This window comes from Streptomyces sp. I05A-00742 (assembly GCF_013055795.1).
GTDB lineage: Bacteria > Actinomycetota > Actinomycetes > Streptomycetales > Streptomycetaceae > Streptomyces.
Genome location: NZ_JABETO010000012.1, coordinates 112304 through 138111, shown reverse-complemented (window position 1 = coordinate 138111; position 25808 = coordinate 112304). Strand labels below are relative to the sequence as shown.

General features: G+C 73.5%; 17 protein-coding genes and 1 tRNA gene. 17 read left to right on the top strand and 1 reads right to left on the bottom strand.

Translation table 11 applies throughout. From position 1 onward, the window contains the following. Window positions 1-266 precede the first annotated feature (266 nt). The 7 genes from ssd to HN013_RS14660 all read left to right on the top strand — a co-directional run bounded on the left by ssd (window position 267) and on the right by HN013_RS14660 (window position 5475). Window positions 267-1313, top strand: a complete 1047-nt coding sequence (ssd, locus tag HN013_RS14690) for a septum site-determining protein Ssd (protein ID WP_398979666.1) — start codon at window positions 267-269, stop codon at window positions 1311-1313. Continuing rightward, entirely contained in the window at window positions 1310-2521 is a 1212-nt protein-coding gene (locus HN013_RS14685; RefSeq protein ID WP_249375012.1) for a TadA family conjugal transfer-associated ATPase, read from the top strand. The genes ssd and HN013_RS14685 overlap by 4 nt, the downstream gene beginning before the upstream one ends. Continuing rightward, entirely contained in the window at window positions 2518-3414 is an 897-nt protein-coding gene (locus tag HN013_RS14680; protein WP_171166567.1) for a type II secretion system F family protein, read from the top strand. Before HN013_RS14685 ends, HN013_RS14680 begins: the two co-directional genes overlap by 4 nt. Continuing rightward, window positions 3414-4229, top strand: coding sequence for a type II secretion system F family protein (locus tag HN013_RS32365; protein WP_398979706.1), 816 nt, complete (start codon window positions 3414-3416; stop codon window positions 4227-4229). Before HN013_RS14680 ends, HN013_RS32365 begins: the two co-directional genes overlap by 1 nt. Window positions 4230-4400: 171 nt before the next feature. Beyond that, a complete protein-coding gene (locus tag HN013_RS14670; RefSeq protein WP_171166611.1) occupies window positions 4401-4598 on the top strand; it encodes a DUF4244 domain-containing protein in 198 nt (65 codons plus the stop codon). Window positions 4599-4721: 123 nt separating this feature from the next. Further along, on the top strand, window positions 4722-5075 hold the full coding sequence (locus HN013_RS14665) for a TadE family type IV pilus minor pilin (RefSeq protein ID WP_171166566.1): 354 nt from the start codon (window positions 4722-4724) through the stop codon (window positions 5073-5075). Then, on the top strand, window positions 5044-5475 hold the full coding sequence (locus tag HN013_RS14660; protein ID WP_171166565.1) for an Rv3654c family TadE-like protein: 432 nt from the start codon (window positions 5044-5046) through the stop codon (window positions 5473-5475). Before HN013_RS14665 ends, HN013_RS14660 begins: the two co-directional genes overlap by 32 nt. A 263-nt stretch (window positions 5476-5738) precedes the next feature. Here HN013_RS14660 and HN013_RS14655 read toward each other — a convergent pair whose 3' ends face one another. Further along, window positions 5739-8381 (bottom strand): DEAD/DEAH box helicase, encoded by a 2643-nt coding sequence (locus HN013_RS14655; protein WP_171166564.1) that lies wholly within the window; start codon window positions 8379-8381, stop codon window positions 5739-5741. Window positions 8382-8435: 54 nt separating this feature from the next. On the opposite strand from HN013_RS14655, the gene bldG reads away from it, so the two are divergent. From bldG to HN013_RS14605, 10 genes are all read left to right on the top strand, one after another. Then, window positions 8436-8777, top strand: a complete 342-nt coding sequence (gene bldG / locus HN013_RS14650; RefSeq protein WP_004939779.1) for an anti-sigma factor antagonist BldG — start codon at window positions 8436-8438, stop codon at window positions 8775-8777. A gap of 115 nt (window positions 8778-8892) precedes the next feature. Then, window positions 8893-9342 (top strand): ATP-binding protein, encoded by a 450-nt coding sequence (locus HN013_RS14645; protein ID WP_171166563.1) that lies wholly within the window; start codon window positions 8893-8895, stop codon window positions 9340-9342. A 375-nt stretch (window positions 9343-9717) separates the two neighbouring features. Beyond that, a complete protein-coding gene (locus tag HN013_RS14640) occupies window positions 9718-12150 on the top strand; it encodes a sodium-translocating pyrophosphatase (protein WP_171166562.1) in 2433 nt (810 codons plus the stop codon). 221 nt (window positions 12151-12371) lie between these two features. Beyond that, complete coding sequence (locus HN013_RS14635) at window positions 12372-12953, top strand: small secreted protein (RefSeq protein ID WP_312018602.1); 582 nt, start codon at window positions 12372-12374, stop codon at window positions 12951-12953. A gap of 70 nt (window positions 12954-13023) precedes the next feature. Further along, window positions 13024-14550 (top strand): methyltransferase, encoded by a 1527-nt coding sequence (locus HN013_RS14630; RefSeq protein ID WP_171166561.1) that lies wholly within the window; start codon window positions 13024-13026, stop codon window positions 14548-14550. Between the two features lie 407 nt (window positions 14551-14957). Next, entirely contained in the window at window positions 14958-17789 is a 2832-nt protein-coding gene (gene topA / locus HN013_RS14625; protein WP_171166560.1) for a type I DNA topoisomerase, read from the top strand. A 175-nt stretch (window positions 17790-17964) separates the two neighbouring features. Beyond that, window positions 17965-21771 (top strand): dTMP kinase, encoded by a 3807-nt coding sequence (gene tmk, locus HN013_RS14620; protein WP_171166559.1) that lies wholly within the window; start codon window positions 17965-17967, stop codon window positions 21769-21771. A gap of 97 nt (window positions 21772-21868) precedes the next feature. Then, window positions 21869-23107, top strand: coding sequence for a DNA polymerase III subunit delta' (locus HN013_RS14615; protein ID WP_171166558.1), 1239 nt, complete (start codon window positions 21869-21871; stop codon window positions 23105-23107). 315 nt (window positions 23108-23422) lie between these two features. Next, window positions 23423-25018: an alpha/beta hydrolase gene (locus tag HN013_RS14610; protein WP_171166557.1), complete on the top strand. Its 1596-nt coding sequence runs from the start codon at window positions 23423-23425 to the stop codon at window positions 25016-25018. 118 nt (window positions 25019-25136) lie between these two features. Beyond that, a tRNA-Thr gene (locus tag HN013_RS14605) sits at window positions 25137-25210 on the top strand. Window positions 25211-25808 lie beyond the last annotated feature (598 nt).

The following is a 25808-nucleotide window of genomic DNA, read 5'->3' as shown; positions in this document are numbered from 1 at the left end:
TTGCGCTGCGCTGGGGAAGTCACCGGTATAGGTGAGCGGGATATTCACAACCGTTGAGTTGTCCACAGTTTTTCACCAAGATCCACACGATTTCCCGGTGCACTGCACGGTGATTCCCCACGAGTTCCGCGATGTTCGCGGATGCGAGAGCGCGCCATGGGGCGCGCCGGAGAGGGGGAGGGACCGTGACCGGACCCGAGACATCCGATTGGCCGACGGCCGCCGTGACAACGCCGGGCGGGCCCGCGGCGACGCCGGGCGGGCCATTGATTGTCACCGAGGACGAGAACCTGCTCGACGATCTGCTGCGCTTGTGCGCGGCGGCGGGGGCGCTGCCCGAGGTCGCCCACGGGACGCCGGCACAGCGGACCACATGGGGGCGGGCGTCCCTGGTGCTGGTCGGTGACGAGTGCGCGGACCGGCTGGCCGGCCTCCCGCACCGCGAGGGCATCGTGCTCGTCGGACGCGAGCCCGCCGACCCCGGAATCTGGCAGCGGGCCGTCCGCGTCGGCGCCCGCAACGTGGCGCTGCTGCCCGACGAGGAGGGCTGGCTGGTCGACCGGATCGCCGACTCCGTGGAGGACGCGGACGCCCCGGCGCTCACCGTGGGCGTGATCGGCGGGCGCGGCGGGGCGGGGGCGAGCACGCTCGCGTGCGCCCTCGCGATCGGTGCGGCACGGACCGGCCGCCGCACGATGCTGGTCGACGCCGACCCCCTGGGCGGCGGCCTCGACGTCCTGCTCGGGGCCGAACGGGCCGACGGGCTCAGGTGGCCGGCGTTCGCGGGATCACGGGGCCGCATGGCCGGCCGGGCCCTGGAGGAGGTGCTGCCCGAGCCGCATTCCCTGCGCCTGCTCAGCTGGGACCGCAGCGACTGCGACGTGCCGCCCGAGGCCGTGCGCGCCGTCCTGGCCGCCGCCCGGCGGCGCGGCGGGGTGGTGGTCGTGGACCTGCCGCGCGGAACGGACGGGTCCGCCGTCGAGGTCCTCGGCCAGCTGGACCTGGGCCTGTTGGTGGTCCCCTCCGAGCTGCGGGCCGTCGCCGCCGCGCACCGCGTGGCGTCGGCGATCGGCATGATGATGGGCGATCTGAGGCTGGTCGTCCGGGGCCCGTGCGGTCCCGGGCTCGACGGCGAGGAGATCGCCCGGCTCCTGGGACTCCCGCTCGCGGGTGAGGTTCCGGTGGAGCCCGGCCTGGCCGAGGCGCTGATCTCCGGACGTCCCCCGGGCGGCGCCGAACGGGGACCGCTCGCCGCCTTCTGCGCGGAGTTCTGGGCACGTGCCCTGCCCGAGGGGCCGGGGGCGCGGTCATGAACGCGGTGCTGAACACCGGGCTCCTGGACGCCGTGCGGCTGCGGCTCGCGGGCACGGGAGCCGATCCCACTCCGGCGCGGGTCGCCGAGGCCCTGCGCGAGGAGGGCCGGCTGCTCGGCGACGCCGAAGTGCTGGGCATCGTCTCCCGGCTGCGCTCCGAACTCGTCGGCACCGGACCGCTGGAGCCGCTGCTCGCCGAACCCGACGTCACCGATGTCCTCGTCACCGCGCCCGACCGGGTGTGGGTGGACCGCGGGGCGGGCCTCCAACGGGTGGACGTGTCGTTCCCCGACGCCGCGGCCGTCCGCCGGCTCGCGCAGCGGCTCGCCGCCGTCGCCGGCCGCCGGCTGGACGACGCCCGCCCCTGGGTGGACGCCCGGTTGCCCGACGGCACCCGGCTGCACGCGGTGCTGCCCCCGGTGGCCGTAGGGTCGACCTGCCTCTCCCTGCGCGTCGTCCGGCCGCGGGCCTTCACCCTGGACGAGCTGACCGCGGCCGGCACGCTGCCGCCCAGCGGGCAGTGGCTCCTCCGCGCCGTGCTGGACGCCCGGCTCTCCTTCGTCATCAGCGGTGGCACGGGGTCCGGCAAGACCACCCTGCTGTCGAGTCTGCTGGGCCTCGTCGCCCCGGACGAACGGATCGTCCTCGCCGAGGACTCGGCCGAACTGCGGCCGGACCACCCGCACGTGGTGCGGCTGGAGAGCCGGCCCGCCAACCAGGAGGGGACCGGCCGGGTGACCTTGCGGGACCTGGTCCGGCAGGCGCTGCGCATGCGGCCGGACCGGCTGGTCGTCGGCGAGGTGCGCGGCCCGGAAGTCACGGATCTACTGGCCGCGTTGAACACGGGGCACGAAGGCGGTTGCGGCACGGTGCACGCCAACGCCGCGGCGGACGTGCCCGCCCGGCTGGAGGCCCTCGGGTCCACGGCGGGGCTCGACCGGGCCGCCCTGCACAGCCAGTTGGCGTCCGCCCTGTCGGTGGTCATCCACCTCGTGCGGGACCGCGGCGGCCGCCGCAGGGTCGCCGAAGTGCACGTGCTGGACCGGGACCCGGCCGGATTCGTGACCACCGTACCCGCCGCGCGGTGGGGCCCGGTCGGCTTCGACCGGGCGCCGGGCTGGGAACGGCTGATGGCGCTGTGCGGCCGGGGCGGGAGCGTGCCGTGCGGGCCCGGAGGCCGGGCGGCCGTGGGCGGGGGTGCGTCATGACTGGCCCGGCTTCGATGTCACCGTCCCCGCTCTTCGGTGTGCTGCTGTTCTGTACCGCCGTGGTGGCCCGGGTGGCAGTCCGCCGTGGCGCGGAACTCAGGCGGGCGCGGCTTCTGTTCGCGGGAGGAGGCGCCCTGGGAGCCTGGGCGCCTGTCCTGCCGGGGTGGCTCCTCGAAGGGGCGGCCCGGGTGGTGGCGTCCGCGCGGGCCCGGCGCGAGCTGCTGTGTCTGCCGGTCGGCTGTGCCGTCGGCCTGTTGGGCGACTCCTTCCTGCCGCCGCTCGCGGCGCTGGTGGCCGTGCCGTTGGTGAGACGCCGGCTGGCCGCCCGGCGGCGTCGGCGCGCACGGGAACGGCGCTCCGAAGCGGTGATCGAGCTGTGTGGGGCGGTCGCGGGCGAGTTGCGGGCGGGCCGTCAGCCGGGCGAGGCGGTGAGAGCGTTCCGTGGTGAAGCCCTGGGCCCGGCTTGGAGCGCGGTCCCGGCGGCCGCGCGGTTCGGCGGGGACGTCCCCGCCGCGCTGCGGGAAGCGGGCCGGCAGGAGGGCGCCGAAGGGCTGGCCGGGGTGGCCGCGTGCTGGCAGGTCGCCGTCGACGGCGGTGCCGGGCTGGCGGCCGGGCTCGAACGGGTGGGGTCCGCGCTCTCCGCCGAACGGGACCAGCGGGAGGATCTGACCGCCCAGTTGGCGGGCGTCCGGTCCACCGGCGTCATGCTCGCCCTGCTGCCCGCCGTCGCCCTCGCCATGGGCGGCGCCCTCGGCGCCCACCCGCTGCGGGTCCTGCTGCACACGCCGGCCGGCCTCGGCTGTCTCGCCCTGGGCGGGCTCCTCGAAGGCGCCGGTCTGGCCTGGACGCGGCGGATCGTGCACGCCGCGTCCGGTGGGAAGGAGGGCACGTGATCCGGGCGGGCGGAGGCGACGTCGAAGGCCTCGGGCCGGCCGTCGTGCTGGCGGCCGTCCTGGTGGTCGTCGCCTCCGGCGCGGTGGCCGCGTTGCGGAAGGCGTACCGGACGAAGTCCGCGCGGCGGCGCCCGTCATGGGTGTTCGGCGTCGGCGGGCCGGCCGGGGCCCGGGCGTGGCTGCGGTCACGGACGACGGGACCGGTTGTCGTCAGGAGAGCGTTGCCGGCTGCCGCGGCGGGTGTTGCAGGGCTCGTGTTGGTCGGCGGAGCCGGCGGGTGGGTTGCCGGCTCCGCGGCCGCCGGAGGGATGTGGTGGTGGCGCGGGAGAGCGTCCCGTACCGCTGCGGCGCGGGACGCCGTCCCGGCGGGAGAGGTGTGGCGTCAACTGCCGCTCGCCGCCGACCTGCTGGCCGCCTGCCTGGCGGCCGGTGCCGGGCCCGGGGAGGCGGCCGAAGCGGTCGGCTGCTCGCTCGGCGGGCCCGTGGGGGACCGGCTGGCCCGCTCCGCCGCCGAGGTGCGCCTGGGCGGGGACCCGCTGGTCGCCTGGGGGCGGCTGGGTGAACTCCCGGGCGCCCGTGGGCTGGCCGTGTGCCTCGAACGGGCCCAGGCGACAGGGGTTCCCGCCGTGGACACCATGTCCCGGCTCGCCGGCCGCCTGCGCGCCACGCAGGGCCGGGCGGCGGCGGGGAGGGCGAGACGCGCGGGCGTGCTGGCCACGGCTCCGCTGGGGCTGTGCTTCCTGCCGGCCTTCCTCACGGTCGGGGTCGTGCCCATGGTGATCGGCCTGGCGAGCGGGCTGCTGTCCGGCGGGTGAACGGGCCGACACCGCAAGGCGATCGGTGGGAGGACGGCTTCCCGGCGGACTGGATCACGGGAGGGCCCGGGCCATGCGCCCGGAGCGGAAGCGGCGAACGCAATCGGCGAATGAACCAGTGGACGCAACCAGTGAACGCAATCGGTGAACGAGGAGAACGAGGAGGCAGTGATGGTCATGCGGTGGTGGACGCGGCTCAGGTGCCGGACGAGGCCGGTGGGGGACGCCGGCATGACGACGGCCGAGTACGCAGTGGGCACGCTCGCGGCCTGCGCGCTGGCGGCGGTGCTCTACAAGGTGGTCACCAGCGGTGCCGTGAGCGCCGCGTTGCAGGCCCTCATCGAGAAGGCGCTCCATGCGGCGTTCTGACGGCGGCCAGGTGACGGCGGAGACGGCCATGGCCCTGCCGGCGCTGGTCCTGGTCGGCATGACCCTCNGTCACCAGCGGTGCCGTGAGCGCCGCGTTGCAGGCCCTCATCGAGAAGGCGCTCCATGCGGCGTTCTGACGGCGGCCAGGTGACGGCGGAGACGGCCATGGCCCTGCCGGCGCTGGTCCTGGTCGGCATGACCCTCATCTGGGGGCTGACGGCCGCCTCGGCGCAACTCCAGTGCGTGGACGCGGCGCGGGCCGGAGCCCGGGCGGCCGCCCGGTCGGACCCCGGGCCCGCGGTGGTCGCCGCGGCCCGGTCGGCGGCACCCGCCGGGGCCCGGGTGGCCCTGACGAGGGAAGGAGATCTCGTGAGAGTGCGGGTGGAGGCCCGGGCGACCGGTCCCGGACCGCTCGCGGTCCGGCTCGGTGGGGAGGCGGTGGCCCTTGCGGAGGAAACGGGGGAGGCGGTGGGGTGACCACCGGGCCGGTGGCGACCGGGGCTCCGCCACGGTGTGGACGGCGGTCGCCGTGACAGCCCTCTGCGCGGTCTTCGTGGCCCTGCTCGCCATGAGCCAGGCGGTCCTCGCCCGGCACCGCGCGGGCGGCGCGGCGGACCTGGCGGCCCTGGCCGCCGCCGACCACGCCCTCCTGGGCCAGGAGGCGGCGTGCGGCCTCGCCCGCAGAGTCGCTGACGCCCAGCGGGCGGCCGTGGTCAGGTGCGCCGTGACGGGCGAGGTCGCCGACGTCGCCGCCGAGGCACAGGCCGGGCCGTACACCGCACGGGTGCGGTCGCGGGCGGGGCCCGTCTCGTGGACGGGGGCGGTGGGGCCGGCTGAGCCTGCGATACCGGTGAGGCCGGCCGGGGCGGCGCCCTGAGGATGGCGGGTCGGTGACCTGCCGGACCGGTGGGCAGCGGGGAGGGTGGTTACAAATCGGAGCCGCCGTGGGATTGGGAGCGCCGGCAGGCGGTGCGCCGCTGCTCTGCGCGGCGCCGTTCGCCGCCTCCGGCCTCTGGGGACGCCGTGCCGCACCCCACCGGGGGCCGTGTGACGGGGGACGGCACGCGTCGCTACGAGCGCGGGTGAGGCGGGGCAGAGCGAGACAGGGCGCCCCGGTTCACCCGGCCCTCCCCGCGCCTCTCAGCTCTCCTGCCCTTCCTCGGCCTCCGTCGGGCCCGACGACGGAGGGATGTCCGTCTCCGTCGGGGCGTCGGCCAGGAGGCGGGTGAGGAGGCGGATGGCGGCTCGTTTGTCGAGGGGGTCGTTGCCGTTGCCGCACTTGGGCGACTGGATGCAGGAAGGGCAGCCGGAGGCGCACTCGCAGGCGGCGATGGCCTCGCGGGTGGCGGCGAGCCAGCGGGCGGCCGTGTGGAAGGCGCGCTCGGCGAAGCCGNGTTTGTCGAGGGGGTCGTTGCCGTTGCCGCACTTGGGCGACTGGATGCAGGAAGGGCAGCCGGAGGCGCACTCGCAGGCGGCGATGGCCTCGCGGGTGGCGGCGAGCCAGCGGGCGGCCGTGTGGAAGGCGCGCTCGGCGAAGCCGGCGCCTCCCGGGTGGCCGTCGTAGACGAAGACGGTGGGCAGGAGGGTGTCGGGGTGGAGGGGGACGGAGACGCCCCCGATGTCCCAGCGGTCGCAGGTGGCGAAGAGCGGGAGCATGCCGATGGAGGCGTGTTCCGCGGCGTGCAGGGCGCCGCCGAGGGCTTCCGGCGGGATGCGGGCCTCGTCGAGTTGGTCCTCGGTGACGGTCCACCACACCGCCCGGGTGCGCAGTGTGCGCGGCGGCAGGTCGAGTTTGGACTCGCCGAGGACCTCGCCGGTGATGATCCGGCGCCGGAGGAAGGAGACGACCTGGTTGGTGACCTCCACCGACCCGAAGCACAGCCGTGCGTCCCCCCAGGGGATCTCCCGGCCGGTTTCCAGGACGGAGACGGTCGTGGTGTCGCGGGCCGTCGTGGAGTAAGGCGGGTCGGCCTCCTCGACCAGGGCCACGGAGTCGTCCAGGTCGAGCCGGCGGACGAGGTAGCTGCGGCCCTGGTGGAGGTGGACGGCGCCCTCGTGGACGGTGGTGTGGGCGGCGGACGCGTCCACCGTGCCCAGCAGCCGTCCGGTGCCCTCCTCGACGATCTGGACGGGGCGTCCGTCCTCGCCCCGGATGCCGGTGAGGTCGGCGGCGCGTTCGCGGCGGGTCCAGTGCCAGGCGGAGCCGCGGCGGCGCAGCAGCTTGCGCAGTTCGAGCCGGGTGAGCAGGCTCCGTGTCTCCGGGCCGAAGAGTGACAGGTCGTCCTCGGTGAGCGGGAGTTCCTCGGCGGCCGCGCACAGGTGGGGGGTGAGGACGTACGGGTTGTCGGGGTCGAGGACGGTGGCCTCCACGGGCTGCCGGAACAGCGCCTCCGGGTGGTGCACCAGGTAGGTGTCCAGCGGGTCGTCGCGGGCGACGAGCACGGCCAGGGCGCCCTGGCCGCGGCGGCCCGCGCGGCCGGCCTGCTGCCACAGGGAGGCGCGGGTGCCCGGGTAGCCGGAGAGGAGGACGGCGTCGAGCCCGGCCACGTCCACGCCGAGTTCCAGGGCGGTGGTGGCGGACAGGCCGAGCAGTTCACCGGTGTGGAGGGCGCGCTCGATGGCGCGGCGCTCCTCGGGGAGGTAGCCGCCGCGGTAGGCGGCGACGCGGGAGGGGAGGGAGCGGTCGACGGCCGCCAGGCGTTCCTGGGCTATGAGGGCGACCAGCTCGGCGCTGCGCCGGGAGCGGACGAAGGCGACGGTGCGGACGCCCTGTACGGCGAGGTCGGTGAGCAGGTCGGCGGTCTCGGCGGTGGCGGTGCGGCGGACGGGCGCGCCCCGTTCGCCGTGGAGCTCGGTGAGCGGTGGCTCCCAGAGGGCGAAGACCAGTTCGCCGCGGGGCGAGGCGTCGTCCGTGATCTCCACCACCGGGACGCCGGTGAGGCGGGTCGCCGCGGCGGCGGGTTCGGAGGCGGTGGCCGAGGCGAGCAGGAAGACGGGTTCGGAGCCGTAGCGGGCGCAGAGCCGGCGCAGTCGGCGCAGCACCTGGGCGACGTGGGAGCCGAAGACGCCGCGGTAGGTGTGGCACTCGTCGACGACGACGTAGCGCAGGGCGCGCAGGAAGGAGGCCCATCGCGGGTGGGAGGGCAGGATCGAGCGGTGGAGCATGTCGGGGTTGGTGAGCGCGTAGTTGGCGTACTGCCGCACCCACTCGCGTTCCTCGAACGGGGTGTCGCCGTCGTGGACGGCGGGCCGGACGGCCTTGCCGAGGGGCGCGGCGAGCTCCTGCACGGCCCGTCGCTGGTCGGCGGCGAGGGCCTTGGTGGGGGCCAGGTAGAGGGCGGTGGTGCCGCGGCCGTTGGGGGCCTCGGAGCCGTCCAGGAGGGTGCTGAGGACGGGGGCGAGGTAGGCGAGGGACTTCCCGGAGGCGGTTCCGGTGGCCACGACCACGGATTCGCCGCGCAGGGCGTGCTCGGCCATCAGGGCTTGGTGGGCCCACGGCCGGGTGATGCCGGCGGCCCGGATGGCATCGATCACTTCCGGCCGGATCTTCTCGGGCCAGGCGGCATGACGTCCGGGTCGAGGGGGCAAGTGCTCCGTATGAGTGATGCGTGCAGCCCGGCCTGCCCCGGTGGCGAGCCTGTCCAGGACCGCCCGGGGAATGGGGTGCACGCCCGCCTCCGGCGGGAGTTGATCGTTGGCCATCGACATCGAGTGTGTCACTGGCGTGACGGACAATGGCGTCAAGGCGTCGTGCGCGCCTGCCGGTAAGTGATTGAATGCCATCGCGGCTGCCGATCCATGGGGGGCGACCGCTCGATGCAAGGTGCTGGAGGATCCGTGGACCTGTCCCTGTCGACCCGGACCGTTGGCGACCGTACGGTTGTCGAGGTGGGTGGCGAGATTGATGTGTACACCGCGCCCAAGCTGCGTGAGCAGCTGGTCGAGCTTGTCAACGACGGCAGCTACCACCTCGTCGTGGACATGGAGCGGGTCGACTTCCTCGACTCGACCGGTCTCGGCGTGCTGGTCGGTGGCTTGAAGAGGGTGCGGGCGCATGAGGGCTCGCTGCGCCTGGTCTGCAACCAGGAGCGCATTCTCAAGATTTTCCGTATCACCGGTCTGACCAAGGTGTTCCCGATCCACACCTCGGTCGACGACGCGGTGCAGGCGACCGACTGACGGTCGTCTGACGATTTCGGTACGCGGGGGTGCCGGGCCGAGCCGCTCGGTTCCTCCGTGATGTTGCCCTGCCCCGGTGGCGAGGGGGAGGGCACGTACGACTGAGGGGGATGGGATGGCCACCGTCGAACTGCTCTTCAGTGCCCTTCCCGAGCACGTCCGCACCGCTCGCCTCGTGGCGGCGGCGGTGGCGCGCCGGGCGGGCGTCGACGAGGCCGTGCTGGACGAGGTGCGGCTCGCCGTGGGTGAGGCGTGCTCGCGCGCCGTCGGCCTGCACCGGAGCGGCGGCATCAGCTCCCCGGTCCGGGTCCGGCTGACCGAGGACGAGAAGAAGTTCTCCATCGAGGTGGGGGACGACGCGCCGCACGCGGTCGTCGCCGAGGTCGTCGTGGGAGGCACCGCCGTGACGTCGGTGGCCGAGCACGAGGACGCCGGGGAGGGCGAGGACGACATGGGCCTCGCCGTCATCAGCGGGCTGGTCGACGATGTCGAGGTGTCCGCGGACGAGCACGGCGGCGTCATCCGGATGAGCTGGCCGACGACTCCGGCCACCGTTCTGCCGTAGCCCCGCGTCAGCCGGTCGGCGTAGTGACGGGCTGCCTGATCCGTCGTAGCCGCGGCTGCGGCGGAATTCCGTTGTCCGTCCGCGCTTTTCTGTCGGGCCGGTAATGGCGGCTTCGCCGCGTCCGGTAATGGCGGGGCCGAATTACCGGATCTTCACCCGCCGGCCCGTCCGGCCGTACGGATCATTCACGCGTTCTCCATCGACGAGGCGCCGGCGAAGTCCCGGCGAAGACTCATTCCGTTTGTGGCGCACTGTTTTGATCTCGTCATGCTCCCTACAATCCGTCCATCTTGAGCTCAGGACGCCTGAGCGTGGTGGCCGTCCCGTGCGAGCGGTCCGGCTGCGCGCCCATGTGCCAAACGTCAAGGAGGACGAATGGCGGGGCCCTTCACCCCTGAACAGGTGGACTTCACTCAGAATCTCGCGGTCGAGCTGACCTCCGGCAACCGCGTCCTCGTGATCGTCATCGCGGCCGTGGCACTCGCGGCCCTCGTGGTGGCCGTGGTGCTGGTGCGACAGGTGCTGGCGGCCGGCGAAGGCACCGAGAGCATGAAAAGAATTGCCGCGGCTGTACAGGAAGGCGCGAATGCCTACCTGGCACGTCAGTTGCGGACGCTCGGCGCATTCGCCGTGATCGTGTTCTTCCTCCTCATGCTCCTTCCGGCGGACAACTGGTCGCAGCGGCTCGGGCGTTCGGCGTTCTTTCTGGTCGGTGCGCTCTTTTCCGCGGCCACCGGCTATATCGGAATGTGGCTCGCGGTGCGCAGCAATGTGCGTGTGGCCGCGGCGGCGCGTGAGGCGACGCTCGTGACGGGCGGGCCGGGCGCGGGCCTTCCGGCGGCCGACGGAGCGGTTCCGGCGGCCGCCGGCGGGCAGGACGCCACGAGCGCTTCTCACAAGGCCATGAAGATCGCGTTTCGTACCGGTGGCGTGGTCGGGATGTGCACCGTCGGCCTCGGCCTGCTGGGCGCCTCCTGCGTCGTCCTCGTCTACGCGGCCGACGCGCCCAAGGTGCTGGAGGGCTTCGGCTTCGGCGCGGCGCTGCTGGCCATGTTCATGCGGGTCGGCGGCGGCATCTTCACCAAGGCCGCCGACGTGGGCGCCGACCTGGTCGGCAAGGTGGAACAGGGCATTCCGGAGGACGATCCGCGCAACGCCGCCACCATCGCCGACAACGTGGGCGACAACGTCGGCGACTGCGCGGGCATGGCGGCCGACCTCTTCGAGTCGTACGCCGTGACGCTCGTCGCCGCCCTGATCCTCGGCAAGGCGGCCTTCGGCGACTCCGGGCTGGCCTTCCCCCTCCTGGTGCCCGCGATCGGTGTGGTCACCGCGATGATCGGCATCTTCGCGGTGGCGCCGCGCCGCACGGACCGCAGCGGGATGACGGCCATCAACCGGGGGTTCTTCATCTCGGCCGCGATCTCCCTCGCCCTCGTGGCGATCGCCGTCTACACCTACCTGCCGTCCAGCTACGCGGACTTGGACGGTATCGACGACACCGACATCAGTGGCCACGGCGGCGACCCGCGCGTGCTGGCGCTCGTCGCAGTGGCCATCGGCATTGTGCTGGCGGCGCTCATCCAGCAGCTCACGGGTTACTTCACGGAGACCGGCAGGCGGCCGGTGCGGGACATCGGCAAGACCTCGCTCACCGGCCCCGCGACCGTCGTCCTCGCCGGCATCTCCATCGGCCTGGAGTCGGCGGTCTACTCCGCCGTGCTGATCGCCCTCGGCGTCTACGGGGCGTTCCTGCTGGGCGGTACGTCCATCATGCTCGCGCTGTTCGCCGTCGCCCTCGCCGGGACCGGCCTGCTGACCACGGTGGGCGTCATCGTCGCGATGGACACCTTCGGCCCGGTCTCGGACAACGCGCAGGGCATCGCCGAGATGTCCGGGGACGTCGAGGGCGCCGGCGCGCAGGTGCTGACCGACCTCGACGCGGTGGGCAACACCACCAAGGCGATCACCAAGGGCATCGCCATCGCCACGGCGGTGCTGGCGGCGTCCGCGCTCTTCGGCTCGTACCGCGACGCGATCGGGACGGCGGCCGACGAGGTGGGCGCGAAGACCACCGCGATGAACCTCAATATGGACATCTCGCAGCCGAACAACCTGGTGGGGCTGATCCTGGGCGCGGCCGTCGTCTTCCTCTTCTCCGGCCTCGCCATCAACGCGGTCTCCCGGTCGGCGGGTTCGGTGGTCTACGAGGTGCGGCGGCAGTTCCGCGAGCACCCCGGGATCATGGACTACAGCGAGAAGCCCGAGTACGGCCGCGTGGTCGACATCTGTACCAAGGACGCGCTGCGCGAGCTGGCCACGCCCGGACTCCTCGCCGTCATGGCGCCCATCGCGGTCGGCTTCGCGCTGGGCGTCGGCGCGCTCGGTTCGTACCTGGCGGGCGCGATCGGCGCCGGCACCCTGATGGCCGTGTTCCTGGCCAATTCCGGCGGCGCCTGGGACAACGCCAAGAAGCTGGTCGAGGACGGGCACCACGGCGGCAAGGGCAGCGAGGCGCACGCGGCCACGGTCATCGGCGACACGGTCGGCGACCCGTTCAAGGACACCGCGGGTCCGGCGATCAACCCGCTGCTCAAGGTGATGAACCTGGTGGCCCTGCTGATCGCGCCCGCGGTGGTGAAGTTCTCGTACGGCGCGGACGCGAGCAGGCCGTTGCGGATCGGCGTGGCGGTCCTGGCCGGACTGGTCATCGTCGGTGCCGTGTACGTGTCCAAGCGGCGCGGTGTCGCCGTGGACGGCAACGCCGACCTGTCGGCCCAGCCGACCGACCCGGCGGTGGTGTCCTGACGGCGGGACACGCCCGGGCGGGACGGGCGTGGCCGGACGGTGTGTCATCAGCCGTCCGGTCGCGCCCGTCCCTTGTGGACAGGGGCCGTCCGGCGCGGCGAATGCCACATCGGATTGCCGTAAATGGCGAGGTAGGAGGTCATATGGGATGCTCGGCTCGCGGGCCGTACCGGCGGGACGTGTAAGTTCCGGGGCCGAGAGCCATCGAAGGGACCGATCCGGTGAACAAGAAGCTTTTGGCCGCACTGTCCGGCGGTGCGGCGCTCGTCCTGGCGCTGACGGGATGCGACAGCGGCGGCGGTGAGGACAAGGCCAAGAAGCTCGACGACTGGGCCAAGAAGGTCTGCGACACAATGCAGCCCCAGGTCAAGAAGATCCAGCAGGCCAACGCCTCGATCACCTCCGTGCGGACGGAGCAGGACTCGAAGAAGGTCCAGCAGACCGACTCGGCGGCCTTCCAGGCCAACGTCGACGCCTACAACTCCCTCGCCATGTCCGTGCAGAACGCGGGCCCGCCCCCCGTCGACGACGGCCAGGCCAACCAGGAGAACGCCGTCAAGGCGCTCAAGGACCTCGCCGCGTCGTACAAGAGCCTCAAGACGAAGGTCGACGCGCTCGACACGTCCGACCGGGAGAAGTTCTCCGACGGGCTCAAGAACATGGCCGAGGACCTCGGGAAGCTGAGTGGCAAGAGCGGCGACGCGCTCAAGAAGTTCCAGTCGGGCGACGCCGGCCAGGCGATGAAGAAGCAGCCCTCCTGCCAGATCCCCGCGGCCACCCCGCCCGCGCCCGCGAAGGTGTAGCACCGGGCGGGCCGTCGGGGGAGGCGCCGGCCTTTCACCGATTGTCAGTGGTGCCCCCGACAATGGTCCCGTGAGTACGCTGCCTTCCACCGACGATCCCGCGCGCACCGCCCGGCTGCGCGACGCCCTGCTCGCCGCCGCCTTCACGGCCGACGGTCTGCTCGAACTGCTCGGTGCCCCCGCCTACGCCGCGCTCGCGCGCAGCGAGACCGTCCCCGCCCTGCGCGCCACCCGGGGGGACGGCCCGCTGGAGACGCTGGTCCGGCTCTTCCTGCTGCAGCGGCCCGTCCCGTACGCTCGGGCGGCCGCCGCGCTACCGGTGGCGGACTGCCTCGCCGACGGCTGGCTGGTCCGGGACGGCGACGCCGTCCGGGCGAGCGTGGACGTCCGTCCGTACGGCGGCCCGGACGGGCAGGACTGGTGGATCGTCTCCGACCTCGGCTGCGCGGTCGGCGGCGCGGGCGGGATCGCCGGGGGCGGCGAGGGCCCGGCCGGGACGGACCGCTCGGAGCTCGTCCTCGGGGTGGGCGGCGCCTCCACCACGCTCGCCGGCATCACCGTCCGCACGCCGGTCGCGAGCGCCCTCGACCTGGGCACGGGCTCCGGCATCCAGGCGCTGCACGCGGCCCAGCACGCGGGCCGGGTCACCGCGACCGATCTGAACCCGCGCGCCCTGCGCTTCGCACGGCTCACGCTCGCGCTGTCCGGCGCGCCGGAGGCGGACCTGCGCCAGGGCTCGCTGTTCGAGCCCGTGGCGGACGAGACGTACGACCTGATCGTCTCGAACCCGCCCTTCGTCATCTCCCCCGGCGCCCGGCTCACCTACCGGGACGGCGGCATGGGCGGGGACGACCTCTGCCGCACGCTGGTGGGCGGGGCGGCGGCCCGGCTCAACGACGGCGGCTACTGCCAGCTGCTCGCCAACTGGCAGCACGTGGAGGGCGAGGACTGGCGGGAGCGGCTGTCGTCCTGGGTCCCGGCGGGCTGCGACGCCTGGATCGTCCAGCGCGAGGTCCAGGACGTGGCCCAGTACGCCGAGCTGTGGCTGCGCGACGCGGGGGACCACCGCACGGCTCCCGGGGAGTACGCGGCGCGGTACGACGCGTGGCTGGAGGAGTTCGAGGCGCGGCGGACCAGGGGGGTCGGATTTGGCTGGATCACGCTGCACAAGTCGGGGTCCGAGCGGCCGTCCGTGATCGCCGAGGAGTGGCCGCACCCGGTGGAGCAGCCGCTCGGAGCGAGCATCCGCGCCCATTTCGAGCGCCAGGAGTTCCTGCGCACGCACGACGACGCCGCGCTGCTGAGCGCCCATTTCCGGCTCGCCCCGGAGGTCGTCCAGGAGCAGGTGGGCCTGCCGGGCGCCGAGGATCCGGAGCACGTGGTGCTGCGCCAGAACCGCGGCATGCGCCGGGCCACCAAGGTGGACACGGTGGGCGCCGGGTTCGCCGGGGTGTGTGACGGGTCTCTCAGCGCGGGCCGGATCCTCGACGCCATCGCCCAGCTCGTCGGGGAGGACCCGGTGCTGCTGCGCGACCGGACGCCCGAGGCGATCAGGCTCCTGGTCGAACAGGGCTTTCTGACGCCCGAGGCAGGGTGAATGACGGGTTCCGATTGACCGTGAATGACTGAAGTGGATGACTGAAAGTGAGCAGGTGACCGAAAGTGAACGGAGATTAAGCGGAGATTAAGGGAGGGAACGCCCGGGTCGTGACGGAGTGCGCACGGAACTCTTCACGCGCTGTCGGAGGGTCGAAACGCCGGATCGTGATGTTGGTCGCCTCGTGAGGCGTGTCCCGTATCGTCCGGATACCGTCGCCTCAGTGCTGTCGGCGACGCGATCCTCCCGATGGTGTGACGGTCCGGGCGGCAGACAGGACGCTTGTCGGGTTACCGTTCGAGTGGCGTTGCGGGCTTTCCCCGTTTGACACGGGGGCGGGATGTACCGTCACACTCCGCAGCGTCACCGCAACTCCCATGCCGATTGCGACCGGAAGAAGAGCGAAGTTGTCCCCGACCAGCGAGACCGCACAGGGCGGCCGCCGACTCGTCATCGTCGAGTCGCCTGCCAAGGCGAAGACGATCAAGGGCTACCTCGGCCCCGGATACGTCGTCGAGGCGAGCGTCGGGCACATCCGTGACCTGCCGAACGGGGCCGCCGAGGTCCCGGCGAAGTACAAGGGCGAGCCGTGGGCCCGCCTGGGTGTGAACGTCGACGCGGACTTCCAGCCCGTCTACGTCGTCAACGCCGACAAGAAGGACCAGGTCAAGAAGCTCAAGGAGCTGCTGGCCGAGTCCGACGAGCTCTTCCTGGCCACCGATGAGGACCGCGAGGGCGAGGCGATCGCCTGGCACCTCCAGGAGGTCCTCAAGCCCAAGGTCCCGGTCCGCCGGATGGTCTTCCATGAGATCACCAAGGACGCCATCCAGGCCGCCGTCGCCAACCCGCGCGAGCTGAACAAGAAGCTTGTCGACGCCCAGGAGACCCGGCGCATCCTCGACCGCCTCTACGGCTACGAGGTCTCGCCGGTCCTGTGGAAGAAGGTCATGCCCCGGCTGTCCGCCGGACGGGTGCAGTCCGTGGCCACCCGCCTCGTCGTGGAGCGCGAGCGCGAGCGCATCGCCTTCCGTTCCGCGGAGTACTGGGACCTCACCGGCACCTTTGCCACCGGCCGCGGCGGCGACGCCGCCGAGCCCGGCACCTTCACCGCCCGGCTGTCCTCCGTCGACGGCCGGCGCGTCGCCCAGGGCCGTGACTTCGGCGCGAACGGGCGGCTCAAGGACGCCTCCCAGGTCCTGCACCTGGACGAGGCGAACGCCCGCGCCCTGGCCGCGGCCCTGGCCGACACGTCGTTCGCCGTCCGTTCGGTCGAGTCCAAGCCGTACCGCCGCTCCCCGTACGCCCCCTTCCGCACCACCACCCTCCAGCAGGAGGCGTCGCGCAAGCTGGGCTTCGGTGCGAAGGCGACCATGCAGGTGGCCCAGAAGCTGTACGAGAACGGCTTCATCACCTATATGCGTACGGACTCCACGACGCTGTCCGACACCGCGGTCGGCGCCGCGCGGGCCCAGGTCACCCAGCTCTACGGAGCGGAGTACCTGCCGGAGAAGCCGCGCACCTACGCGGGGAAGGTCAAGAACGCCCAGGAGGCCCACGAGGCCATCCGTCCTTCGGGTGATCGTTTCCGCACCCCGGCCGAGACCGGGCTGACGGGCGACCAGTTCCGGCTCTACGAGCTCATCTGGAAGCGGACCGTCGCCTCCCAGATGAAGGACGCGGTCGGCAACTCGGTCACCGTCCGGATCGCGGGCCGCGCCTCCGACGGCCGGGACGCCGAGTTCAGCGCCTCCGGCAAGACGATCACCTTCCACGGCTTCATGAAGGCGTACGTCGAGGGCGCCGACGACCCCAACGCCGAGCTCGACGACCGCGAGCGCCGACTGCCGCAGGTCACCGAGGGCGACGCGCTGACGGCCGAGGAGATCACGGCCGACGGCCACGCCACCAAGCCCCCCGCCCGCTACACCGAGGCCTCGCTGGTCAAGGAGCTCGAAGAGCGCGAGATCGGCCGCCCGTCGACCTACGCGTCCATCCTCGGCACCATCCTCGACCGCGGCTACGTCTTCAAGAAGGGCACGGCGCTCGTCCCGTCCTTCCTGAGCTTCGCCGTCGTCAACCTCCTGGAGAAGCACTTCGGGCGGCTCGTCGACTACGACTTCACCGCCGCCATGGAGGAGGACCTCGACCGCATCGCCCGCGGCGAGGCCCAGGCCGTGCCGTGGCTGCGCCGCTTCTACTTCGGCGAGGGCTCGGCGGAGGCCACCGGCAAGGCCGCGGAGGCGGGCAACGGCGACGGCGACCACCTCGGCGGTCTCAAGGAGCTGGTGACCGACCTCGGCGCGATCGACGCCCGGGAGATCTCCTCGTTCCCCGTCGGCGAGGGCGTCGTGCTGCGCGTCGGCCGCTACGGCCCGTACGTCGAGCGCGGCGAGAAGGACACCGAGGGCCACCAGCGGGCGGACGTGCCCGACGACCTGGCGCCGGACGAGCTCACCGTGACGTACGCGGAGGAGCTGTTCGCCCGGCCGAGCGGCGAGTACGAGCTCGGTACAGACCCGGAGTCGGGCCACCCGATCGTCGCCAAGGACGGCCGCTACGGCCCGTACGTCACCGAGGTGCTGCCCGAGGGCACGCCCAAGACCGGCAAGAACGCGGTCAAGCCGCGGACGGCCTCGCTCTTCAAGTCCATGTCCCTCGACACGGTCACCCTCGACGACGCGCTCAAGCTGATGTCGCTGCCGCGCGTGGTCGGCGCCGACCCCGAGGGCGTGGAGATCACCGCGCAGAACGGCCGCTACGGCCCGTACCTGAAGAAGGGCACCGACTCACGCTCCCTGGAGACCGAGGACCAGCTCTTCAACATCACGTTGGAGGAGGCCCTCGCGATCTACGCGCAGCCCAAGCAGCGCGGGCGGGCCGCGGCCAAGCCGCCACTGAAGGAGCTGGGCACCGACCCGGTCAGCGAGCGTCCGGTGGTCGTCAAGGACGGCCGCTTCGGCCCGTACGTCACGGACGGCGAGACCAACGCGACGCTGCGCCGCGACGACGACGTGGAGACCATCACGCCGGAGCGCGGTTACGAGCTCCTCGCGGAGAAGCGGGCGAAGGGGCCGGCCAAGAAGACCGCGAAGAAGGCGGCCAAGAAGGCGCCCGCCAAGAAGACCGCGGCGAAGAAGACGACGACGGCCAAGAAGGCGGCGGCGAAGACCACCACCACGAAGAAGGCGGCGGCCAAGAAGACCACCGCGAAGAAGGCCGCTGCCGCCAAGGCGGAGTGACTCCGGGGGCGGCCGTGACGGGGCGGGCGGCGGTGTGACGAAGTGGGCGGCGGGCCGGATTCCGGTTCCGCCGCCCGGTCGTTCGCGGGCTGTTCCCCGCGTTCTTCGAGCGCCCGTTTCGAGCACTTGTTCGTCGTGGCGGTTGGTATTCAGACGCTCCGGATAGGCTGGCAGGATGACGCGAGCCGAGCAGCCAACAGTGGTGACCTCTCCCTCAGGGGCACTGGCCGCGGACTCCCGCGAGCGTGCCGTCCGTGCCCTGCTGCGCATTCCGTCGCTGCGGCGGCTGTGGAGCGCCCAGGCCGCCGGAGGCGTCGGTGACGCCCTCGGTCTGCTGGTCCTGTTGCTGCTGGCGCTCCAGGCGGCGGCCACCGCCGGCTCGTTCGGCGGCGGGTATCAGGGCGCCGCCCTCGCCGTCGCCGCCGTCATCGGCGCGCGGCTGCTCGCGACGGTGCTCCTCGGAGCGGTACTGCTCGGCCCGCTCTCCTCGCTGCTGGCCCCCTCGGGCCCGCTGGACCGGCGCTGGACGATGGTCGGCGCCGACGCCGTCCGGGCGCTGCTGCTGGCCGTCGCCCCGGTGTGGATCGACTTCACGGAGAGCAAGGCACTCGCGTCGCTGCTGGTCACGGCCTTCCTGCTGGGGGTCGCCGAGCGCGTGTGGACCGTGGCCAAGGACGGTGTGGCGCCGTCCCTGCTGCCCGGGCCGCCCCCCGAGGGCGACGCCGTCCGGCCGCTCCCCGACCACCACGACGCCCTGCGGCGGCTCTCGCTGCGGACGTCCTTCGTCGCCCTGCCGGTCGCGGCGGCGGCCCTCGTGGCCATCACGCTCGTCAGCAACCTGCTGGGCTCCGGCATCGACTGGTTCCACACGCACCAGCCGGCCCTCGGCTCGTACCTCGCGGCGGCCCTGTTCAACGCCTCCGGCGTGATCGTCTACTTCCTGTCCCTCCCCGGCGCGCGAGCCTTCACCATGCGCTCCCCGCTGGAGGGCCTGCGCCGGCCGAAGAACGGTCAGACGCCCGACAAGGGCAGGACCGGCGCCATCCCCGTCTTCGTCCTCGCCTGCGCGGCCGTCGCCGGGGCGGTCGCCGCGGCCTTCGGCGTCGCCGTCCTCCAGGCGTACGACCTGGGCGGCGGCCCGGTGAGCTTCGGGCTGCTGGCCCTCGCCCTCACCGGCGGGCCCGTCGTCGGCATCCGGACCGCGGGCAGGATCCTGCCCGGCTTCTCCCGCCGCAGGCTGCTGGCCCTCTCGCTCGCCGTGACGGGCCTCGCGCTGCTGGCCGCCGGGCTGGTGCCCGACCCCACGACCGTGCTGCTGCTCGTCCTCCTCGCGGGCGTCTCCGCCGGCGTCGTCGCCAACACCGGGCATGCCCTCCTCGATCAGGAGACCGAGGAGGAGCGGCGGCCCCGTACCACCGAGCACCTGCACGCGGTCGTCCGCGTCACCGTGGTGCTGTCCGCGGTCGTCGCGCCCGTCCTCGCCGCGCTCATCGGTCCGCACCGGGCCGAGAGTGGCAGCTTCGTCTTCGCGCACGGCGGCGCGGCGTTCACGCTGATGCTGGTGGGGGCGCTGCTGCTGCCCGTGGGCGCGCTCGTGCTCGGCAGGACCGACGACCGGCACGGCGTGCCGTTCCACCGCGACCTGCTGGACGCGGTCCGCGACGGTGATCCGGTCCGGGCGACCGCGGCCAACGGCTTCTTCCTGGTCTTCGACGGCGGCGACGGCGCCGGCAAGTCCACGCAGGTGCAGGCGATCGCCGACTGGATCCGCTCCAAGGGCCACGAGGTCGTCGTCACCCGCGAACCGGGGGCGACGGCCATCGGCAAGCGGCTCCGGGCCATCCTGCTGGACGTCGCGTCCGCCGGGCTCTCCGACCGGGCGGAGGCGCTGCTGTACGCCGCCGACCGCGCCGAGCACGTCAACGCCGTGGTCCGTCCCGCGCTGGAGCGGGGCGCGGTCGTCATCTCCGACCGCTACATCGACTCCTCCGTGGCGTACCAGGGCGCCGGCCGGGACCTGTCCCCGACGGAGATCGCCCGGATCAACCGGTGGGCGACGGAAGGGCTCATTCCGCACCTGACGGTGCTGCTGGACGTCTCCCCGGAGACCGCGCGCGAACGCTTCACCGAGGCGCCCGACCGGCTGGAGTCCGAGCCGGCCGAGTTCCACCAGCGGGTCCGGAACGGTTTCCTCGCCCTGGCCGCGGCCGACCCGGCGCGCTACCTCGTCGTCGACGCCGGGCAGGAGCCGGAGGCCGTCACCACCGTCGTCCGCCACCGCCTCGACGAGGTCCTGCCGCTGTCGGCGCGGGAGATCGAGGCCCGCGAGGAGGCCCGCCGGGCCGCCGAGGCCGAGGCCCGCCGCAAGGCGGAGGAGGAGGCGGCGCGCAAGGCCGAGGAGGAGCGGCTGGAGCGCGAGCGCCAGGAGCAGCTGGCCAAGCTGCGCGCGGAGGAAGAGGAGCGCAAGCGCCACGAGGCCGAGGAGGCCCGCCGCCGGGAGGCCGAGCGGCAGGCGGAGGAGGCCCGCGAGCGCGCCGAGGAGGCGCGCCGGCTCGCGGACGAGGAGCGCAGGCGCCGCGAGGCGGAGGAGCGCGCCCGCCTCGCGGAGCAGGAGCGGCTGCGCAAGCAGGCCGAGGAGGAGGCGCGGCTGCGCGCCGAGGCCGAGGAGCGGCGCAGGGAGAAGCAGCGCAAGGCCGAGGAGGCGCTGCTGCGCGCGGAGGCGGCGCGGACGGCGGCTGGTTCCGACTCCGGGGTGACTGCTTCTGGTTCTGGTTCCGGTTCCGGTTCCGGGGCGGATGAGGTGCCTACGGTGGAGCAGGCTGTGCTGCGGGAGGGTACCGGCGGTTCGGCCGCGGGTGCGGCGAAGGCTGCCGATCTGACGAAGAAGGCGTCCGAGTCTTCGGAGCCCTCGGAGGTCTCCGGCGCGGAGAAGAAGGCTTCTACCGACCCGGAGCGGACCGAGAAGCTTCAGGCCCCGTCCGTGCACCGCCCCGACCCGCGCGAGACGCTGCTGATGCGGGACGCGGACGAGACGCTGACCGTCCAGACGCCGCTCGTGCACCGGCCCGATCCGCGTGAGGCCGATGCGGGCGGTGCTGGCGGTGCCGGTGGTGTGGAGGACGAGACGACTGTCCTGCCGACCACCGGTACGGCTGCCGGGCACCCCGCGGGTGCGGAGGACGAGACGGCGTACCTGCCGCCGGTGCGTTCCGGCGGGTCGGGGGCCGTCCCGGGCGCCGCTCGGGACGGGGCCGCAGGTGCGGAGGACGAGACCGCGTTGCTGCCGCCGGTGCGTCCGGACGATTCCGGGTCCGCGGGCGCGGGTGGCGCGGAGGACGAGACGACGGTGCTGCCCCCGGTGCCGACGGTCCCGTCGGCTCAGCGGGTCACCTGGGGCGTGCGGTCCCAGGCGGACGACGCGGGCCGTTCGAAGGGCGAGGGCAAGGCGGGCGACTCGGGTGGCCCGGGCAAGGCGGGCGCGAAGGCCGGTGGCCCGGGCAAGGCGGCCGGGAAGCCGTCGGCGAAGCGGCCCGGTGGCTCCGAGCGACCCGTCGGCTCCGAGCGGACCGAGGACCCGGTGGACCGCGTCCCGGACTGGCTCTTCCGGCCCGAGGAGCCCGGCGACGGGGCCAAGGATTCGGCCGGTGCTCCTGTGGCCGATTCCCCCGCGGCCGGTGCCCCCGCGGCCGGTGCCCCCGCGGCCGGTGCCCCCGCGGACGACGCGGACAGCATGCGGACGCGCGAGATGCCGAGGCCCGGCGCGGACGCCGACTGGTCGTCGGAGGCCGACGACGACCGCGGGCGCAAGGCGCGGCGGCGTCCGGAGTGGGCCGCGGAGAGCCGGGGGGACGACGCCTCCGAGGCGCCGACGCTCGCGGACGACATCTTCGGGCGGCGCGGCGAGGGTGCGGACGCCGGCGGAAGCGGTGCCGACACCGGCGACGACGACGGCGGCGGCCCCCGGCGGCGCGGCCGCCGCTGAACGGCGACGGGGCCCGGACCGGGCCCCGTTGTCAGTGGGCGGCCCCACAATGGGTGACCGGGGGAGACCGCAGGACGAACGGGCGCGGAGGACAGTCATGGCGGTGTGGGACGACGTGGTCGGCCAGGACCGGGTCACGGAGCAGCTCGCCGCTGCCGCCCGGGACGCGGACGCGCTGGTCACGGCCGCGGAGACGGAGCGCGCGGCGGGGCACGGCGGGGTGCCCGCGGACCCGTCCGGCTCCCGGATGACGCACGCGTGGCTGTTCACCGGCCCGCCCGGCTCGGGGCGCGCCACCGCCGCCCGCGCCTTCGCCGCCGCGCTGCAGTGCGTCAGTCCCGACCGGGCGCTCGGCAGCGGGGCCCCCGGCTGTGGATTCTGCGACGGCTGCCACACCACGCTCGTGGGCACGCACGCCGACGTCGAGATCGTCCGGACGGACCTGCTGTCGATCGGCGTCAAGGAGACCCGGGACCTCGTCCGCCGCGCCCAGCTCTCGCCCGCCGGCGGCCGGTGGCAGGTGATCGTGCTGGAGGACGCCGACCGGCTCACCGAGGGCGCGGGCAACGTGCTGCTCAAGGCCGTGGAGGAGCCCGCCCCGCGCACCGTCTGGCTGCTGTGCGCCCCCTCGCTCGAAGACGTCCTGCCGACGATCCGCTCGCGCTGCCGGTCCCTGACGCTGCGCACGCCGTCCACCGCCGCCGTAGCGGACGTCCTCGTCCGGCGGGACGGCATCGAGCCCGAGCTCGCGGCCCGCGTGGCCCGTGCCACCCAGGGCCACATCGGCAGGGCCCGCCGCCTCGCCACGGACGAGCGGGCCCGGACGCGGCGCGCCTCCGTGCTCAAACTGCCGCTCCGGATCGACGACGTGGGCGGCTGCCTGAAGGCGGCCCAGGAGCTGATCGACGCGGCGACGGAGGACGCCAAGCAGGTTGCCGAGGAGGTCGACACCAAGGAGACCGAGGAACTGCGCGCCGCCCTCGGCGCGGCGGCCGGCACCGGGGGGCGGCTCCCGCGCGGCACGGCCGGTGCGATGAAGGACCTCCAGGACAGGCAGAAGCGCCGGTCCACCCGCACCCAGCGCGACAGCCTGGACCTCGCCCTGACCGAGCTCACCGGCTTCTACCGCGACGTGCTCGCCCTGCAGCTCGGCTCCCGCGTCGAGCTCGCCAACGCCGACGAGCGGGACACCCTCCAGCGGGTCGCCTCGGCCTCCCGGCCCGAGGGCACCCTGCGCCGGATAGAGGCGATCGGCTCGTGCCGGCAGGCGCTCGACCGGAACGTGGCGCCGCTGCTGGCGGTCGAGGCGATGACGATGGCGCTGCGGGCGGGCTGAGGGGCGGATGGGCTGAGGGGCGGGCGGAGGCCGGGGCCGGCTCCCGCAACTCCCGCCCCCGCCGAGTGGCCGAGCACAGGAGCCCCGAGGACGCCACAGCGCGGGTGAATCCTCACTCGTACGAGGCGACCTGAGGCGAGGGCCCACCCCAAACCGGTGTACGGCCGGATACGCTCCGTACACCAGAGCCCGGCCCGTCAACCCGCCCGTACGCGGCCGAATCCCGCCGTATCGCCGGTGATTCCCGCACGCCGTTCGACGTACGCCCACCTGTCTGCCACACCCCACCTGTCTGCCACACAGAGGGACCTGCCGATGGACACCAGCCGCCTGCTCCGTACCTCCGGCACCCTGGCCGCCACGGCGGCTCTCCTGCTCTCCGCACTCGCCGCCGGCGGCCCAGGGCCGGCCGCGGCGGCCGTACCGCGGGACCGGGACGCACCCGGCGCGTCCGTCCTCACGGACGACGACTACGCCACCGACGTCGCGGACGTCGCCGAACCCCTGCGGTCGTACTACGGACAGAAACTGCACTGGCGCTCCTGCGGCGGGAAGCGCGCCGCCTTCGAGTGCGCGGGGATGAAGGTCCCGCTGGACTACTCCGCACCGCACGGTGGCGACATCACCCTCGCCGTCTCCCGCAAAAAAGCCGCCGGTCCCGGCAAGCGCCTGGGATCCCTGCTGCTCAACCCCGGCGGTCCGGGCGGCTCGGCGATCGGCTATCTGCAGAGCCACGCGGCGGCCAAATACCCGGCAGCCGTCCGGGCCCGCTACGACCTGGTGGCGGTGGATCCGCGCGGCGTCGGCCGCAGCACCCCGATCACCTGCCTCTCGCACTCCGAGATGGACGGCTACGCACAGACCGACCCCACTCCGCAGAACTCCGCCGAGACCCGGCGCTACGTCGCGAGCCTCAAGAAGTTCGCGAACGGCTGCGCCTCCCGCTCCAGCCGGATCCTGCGCCACGTCTCGACGGTGGAGGCCGCCCGGGACATGGACGTCCTGCGGGCCCTGCTCGGCGACAGCAAGCTGCACTACGTCGGGGCCTCCTACGGCACCTTCCTCGGTGCCACCTACGCCGAGCTCTTCCCGTCCCGCGTCGGCCGGCTCGTCCTGGACGGCGCGCTCGACCCCTCCCTGAGCGCCGAACGCGTCAACCGTGAACAGACGGCCGGCTTCCAGACCGCGTTCACTTCGTTCGCACGCGACTGCGCCCGGCACACCGACTGCCCCCTGGGCACCTCGGGCCCCACGGACGCGGGCAACCGCCTCCGGTCCTTCCTGACGGCACTCGACACCCGCCCGCTCCCCACCGGCCAGTCCCGTCGGCTGACCGAAGGGCTGGCGACCACGGGAGTGATCGCGGCCATGTACGACGAGGGCGCCTGGCCCGCCCTCCGCAAGGCCCTGTCCCTGGCGGCCGACGGCGACGGCTCCGTGCTGCTCGCCCTCTCCGACGCCTACTACGAGCGCGACGCGAAGGGCTCCTACTCCAACCTCATGGCCGCCAACGCCGCCGTGAACTGCCTGGACGCCCCCGCCGCCTTCCACGGCCCGTCCGGCGTCCGCCAGGCCCTCCCCGCCTTCCGGAAGGCGTCCCCCGTCCTGGGCGAAGCCCTCGCCTGGGCCTCGCTGAGCTGCGCCTACTGGCCCACCCACCCCACCGGCCACCCCCACCGCATCACCGCCCGCGGCGCGGCCCCCATCCTCGTCGTCGGCACCACCCGCGACCCCGCCACCCCGTACCCCTGGGCCCGCGCCCTCGCCTCCCAGCTCTCCTCGGGCCGCCTCCTCACCTACGACGGCGACGGCCACACCGCCTACACCCGAGGCAGCGCCTGCGTGGACTCTGCGATCAACTCCTACCTCCTCACCACCACCCCACCCCGCTCCGGCCAGCGCTGCTCCTGACGCCTGCCGCCTGACCCCGCCTCCTGCCTCCTGCCTCCATCCCCACCTGGTACGGAGCACCCTCTGGGACTGTGTAGACTTGGGCGCGCTGCTGATGCCAACCTTGGTCCGGCAGCTTGCCGCCTTAGCTCAGTTGGCCAGAGCAACGCACTCGTAATGCGTAGGTCGCGGGTTCAAATCCCGCAGGCGGCTCAGAAAAGCCCAGGTCATGTAGTTACGTGGCCTGGGCTTTTGCGTTGCTCGGAGCATGGCGGTCACGCGGCCCGGGGTGCCGTGAGACGGCCCGTGTGATGCGCGTGTCGCTGCGCCCGAGGGTGTCCGACGCGATCTTGATGTCGATGTCGGCGGCCGATATGAGGGCAGCTGCGCAGTGGCGCAGGTCGTGGAGCCGGATCGGCGGGAGGCCGGAGGTGGCGCCCAGCCGGCCCGGCTCGCCGTGAGGCCGGCTTCGGGCCGCGACCTCCTGACAACCCCCCTGGTCTGTCAGTAGGGTTGACTGCTCGGGCACGTTGCAGGTGGCCGCCACGAGGGTCCATGATCAGCGTCGGGGAGCCGCAGGATACTCTGTATCGGCGAGCACACGGCGGGCGCGATAGGCCAGTGGCTGGTGAGGCGCTTCGCGCGGGGAGTTTCACAACCCGTTCGCACTTGGCGCGCCGCCTGGTCGTCCCCGCCGGGACCACCGATATCCATGTCTACGTGCACGGTTGGCAGGCCCCGCCGGCGCAGGCGACCCGGACCGCCGTGCGACTGCTGGAGCAGGCCGTCGAGCTGTACGAGTCGGCCCCGG

Bases quoted from the DNA above. Each gene is read 5' to 3' on its own strand.
- HN013_RS14665 (WP_171166566.1), top strand. From the start codon at position 4,722: ATGCGGCGTTCTGACGGCGGCCAGGTGACGGCGGAGACGGCCATGGCC.
- HN013_RS14610 (WP_171166557.1), top strand. From the start codon at position 23,423: ATGGACACCAGCCGCCTGCTCCGTACCTCCGGCACCCTGGCCGCCACG.
- tmk (WP_171166559.1), top strand. From the start codon at position 17,965: ATGACGCGAGCCGAGCAGCCAACAGTGGTGACCTCTCCCTCAGGGGCA.
- HN013_RS14680 (WP_171166567.1), top strand. From the start codon at position 2,518: ATGACTGGCCCGGCTTCGATGTCACCGTCCCCGCTCTTCGGTGTGCTG.
- HN013_RS14640 (WP_171166562.1), top strand. From the start codon at position 9,718: ATGGCGGGGCCCTTCACCCCTGAACAGGTGGACTTCACTCAGAATCTC.
- HN013_RS14685 (WP_249375012.1), top strand. From the start codon at position 1,310: ATGAACGCGGTGCTGAACACCGGGCTCCTGGACGCCGTGCGGCTGCGG.
- HN013_RS14645 (WP_171166563.1), top strand. From the start codon at position 8,893: ATGGCCACCGTCGAACTGCTCTTCAGTGCCCTTCCCGAGCACGTCCGC.
- HN013_RS14615 (WP_171166558.1), top strand. From the start codon at position 21,869: ATGGCGGTGTGGGACGACGTGGTCGGCCAGGACCGGGTCACGGAGCAG.
- HN013_RS14670 (WP_171166611.1), top strand. From the start codon at position 4,401: ATGGTCATGCGGTGGTGGACGCGGCTCAGGTGCCGGACGAGGCCGGTG.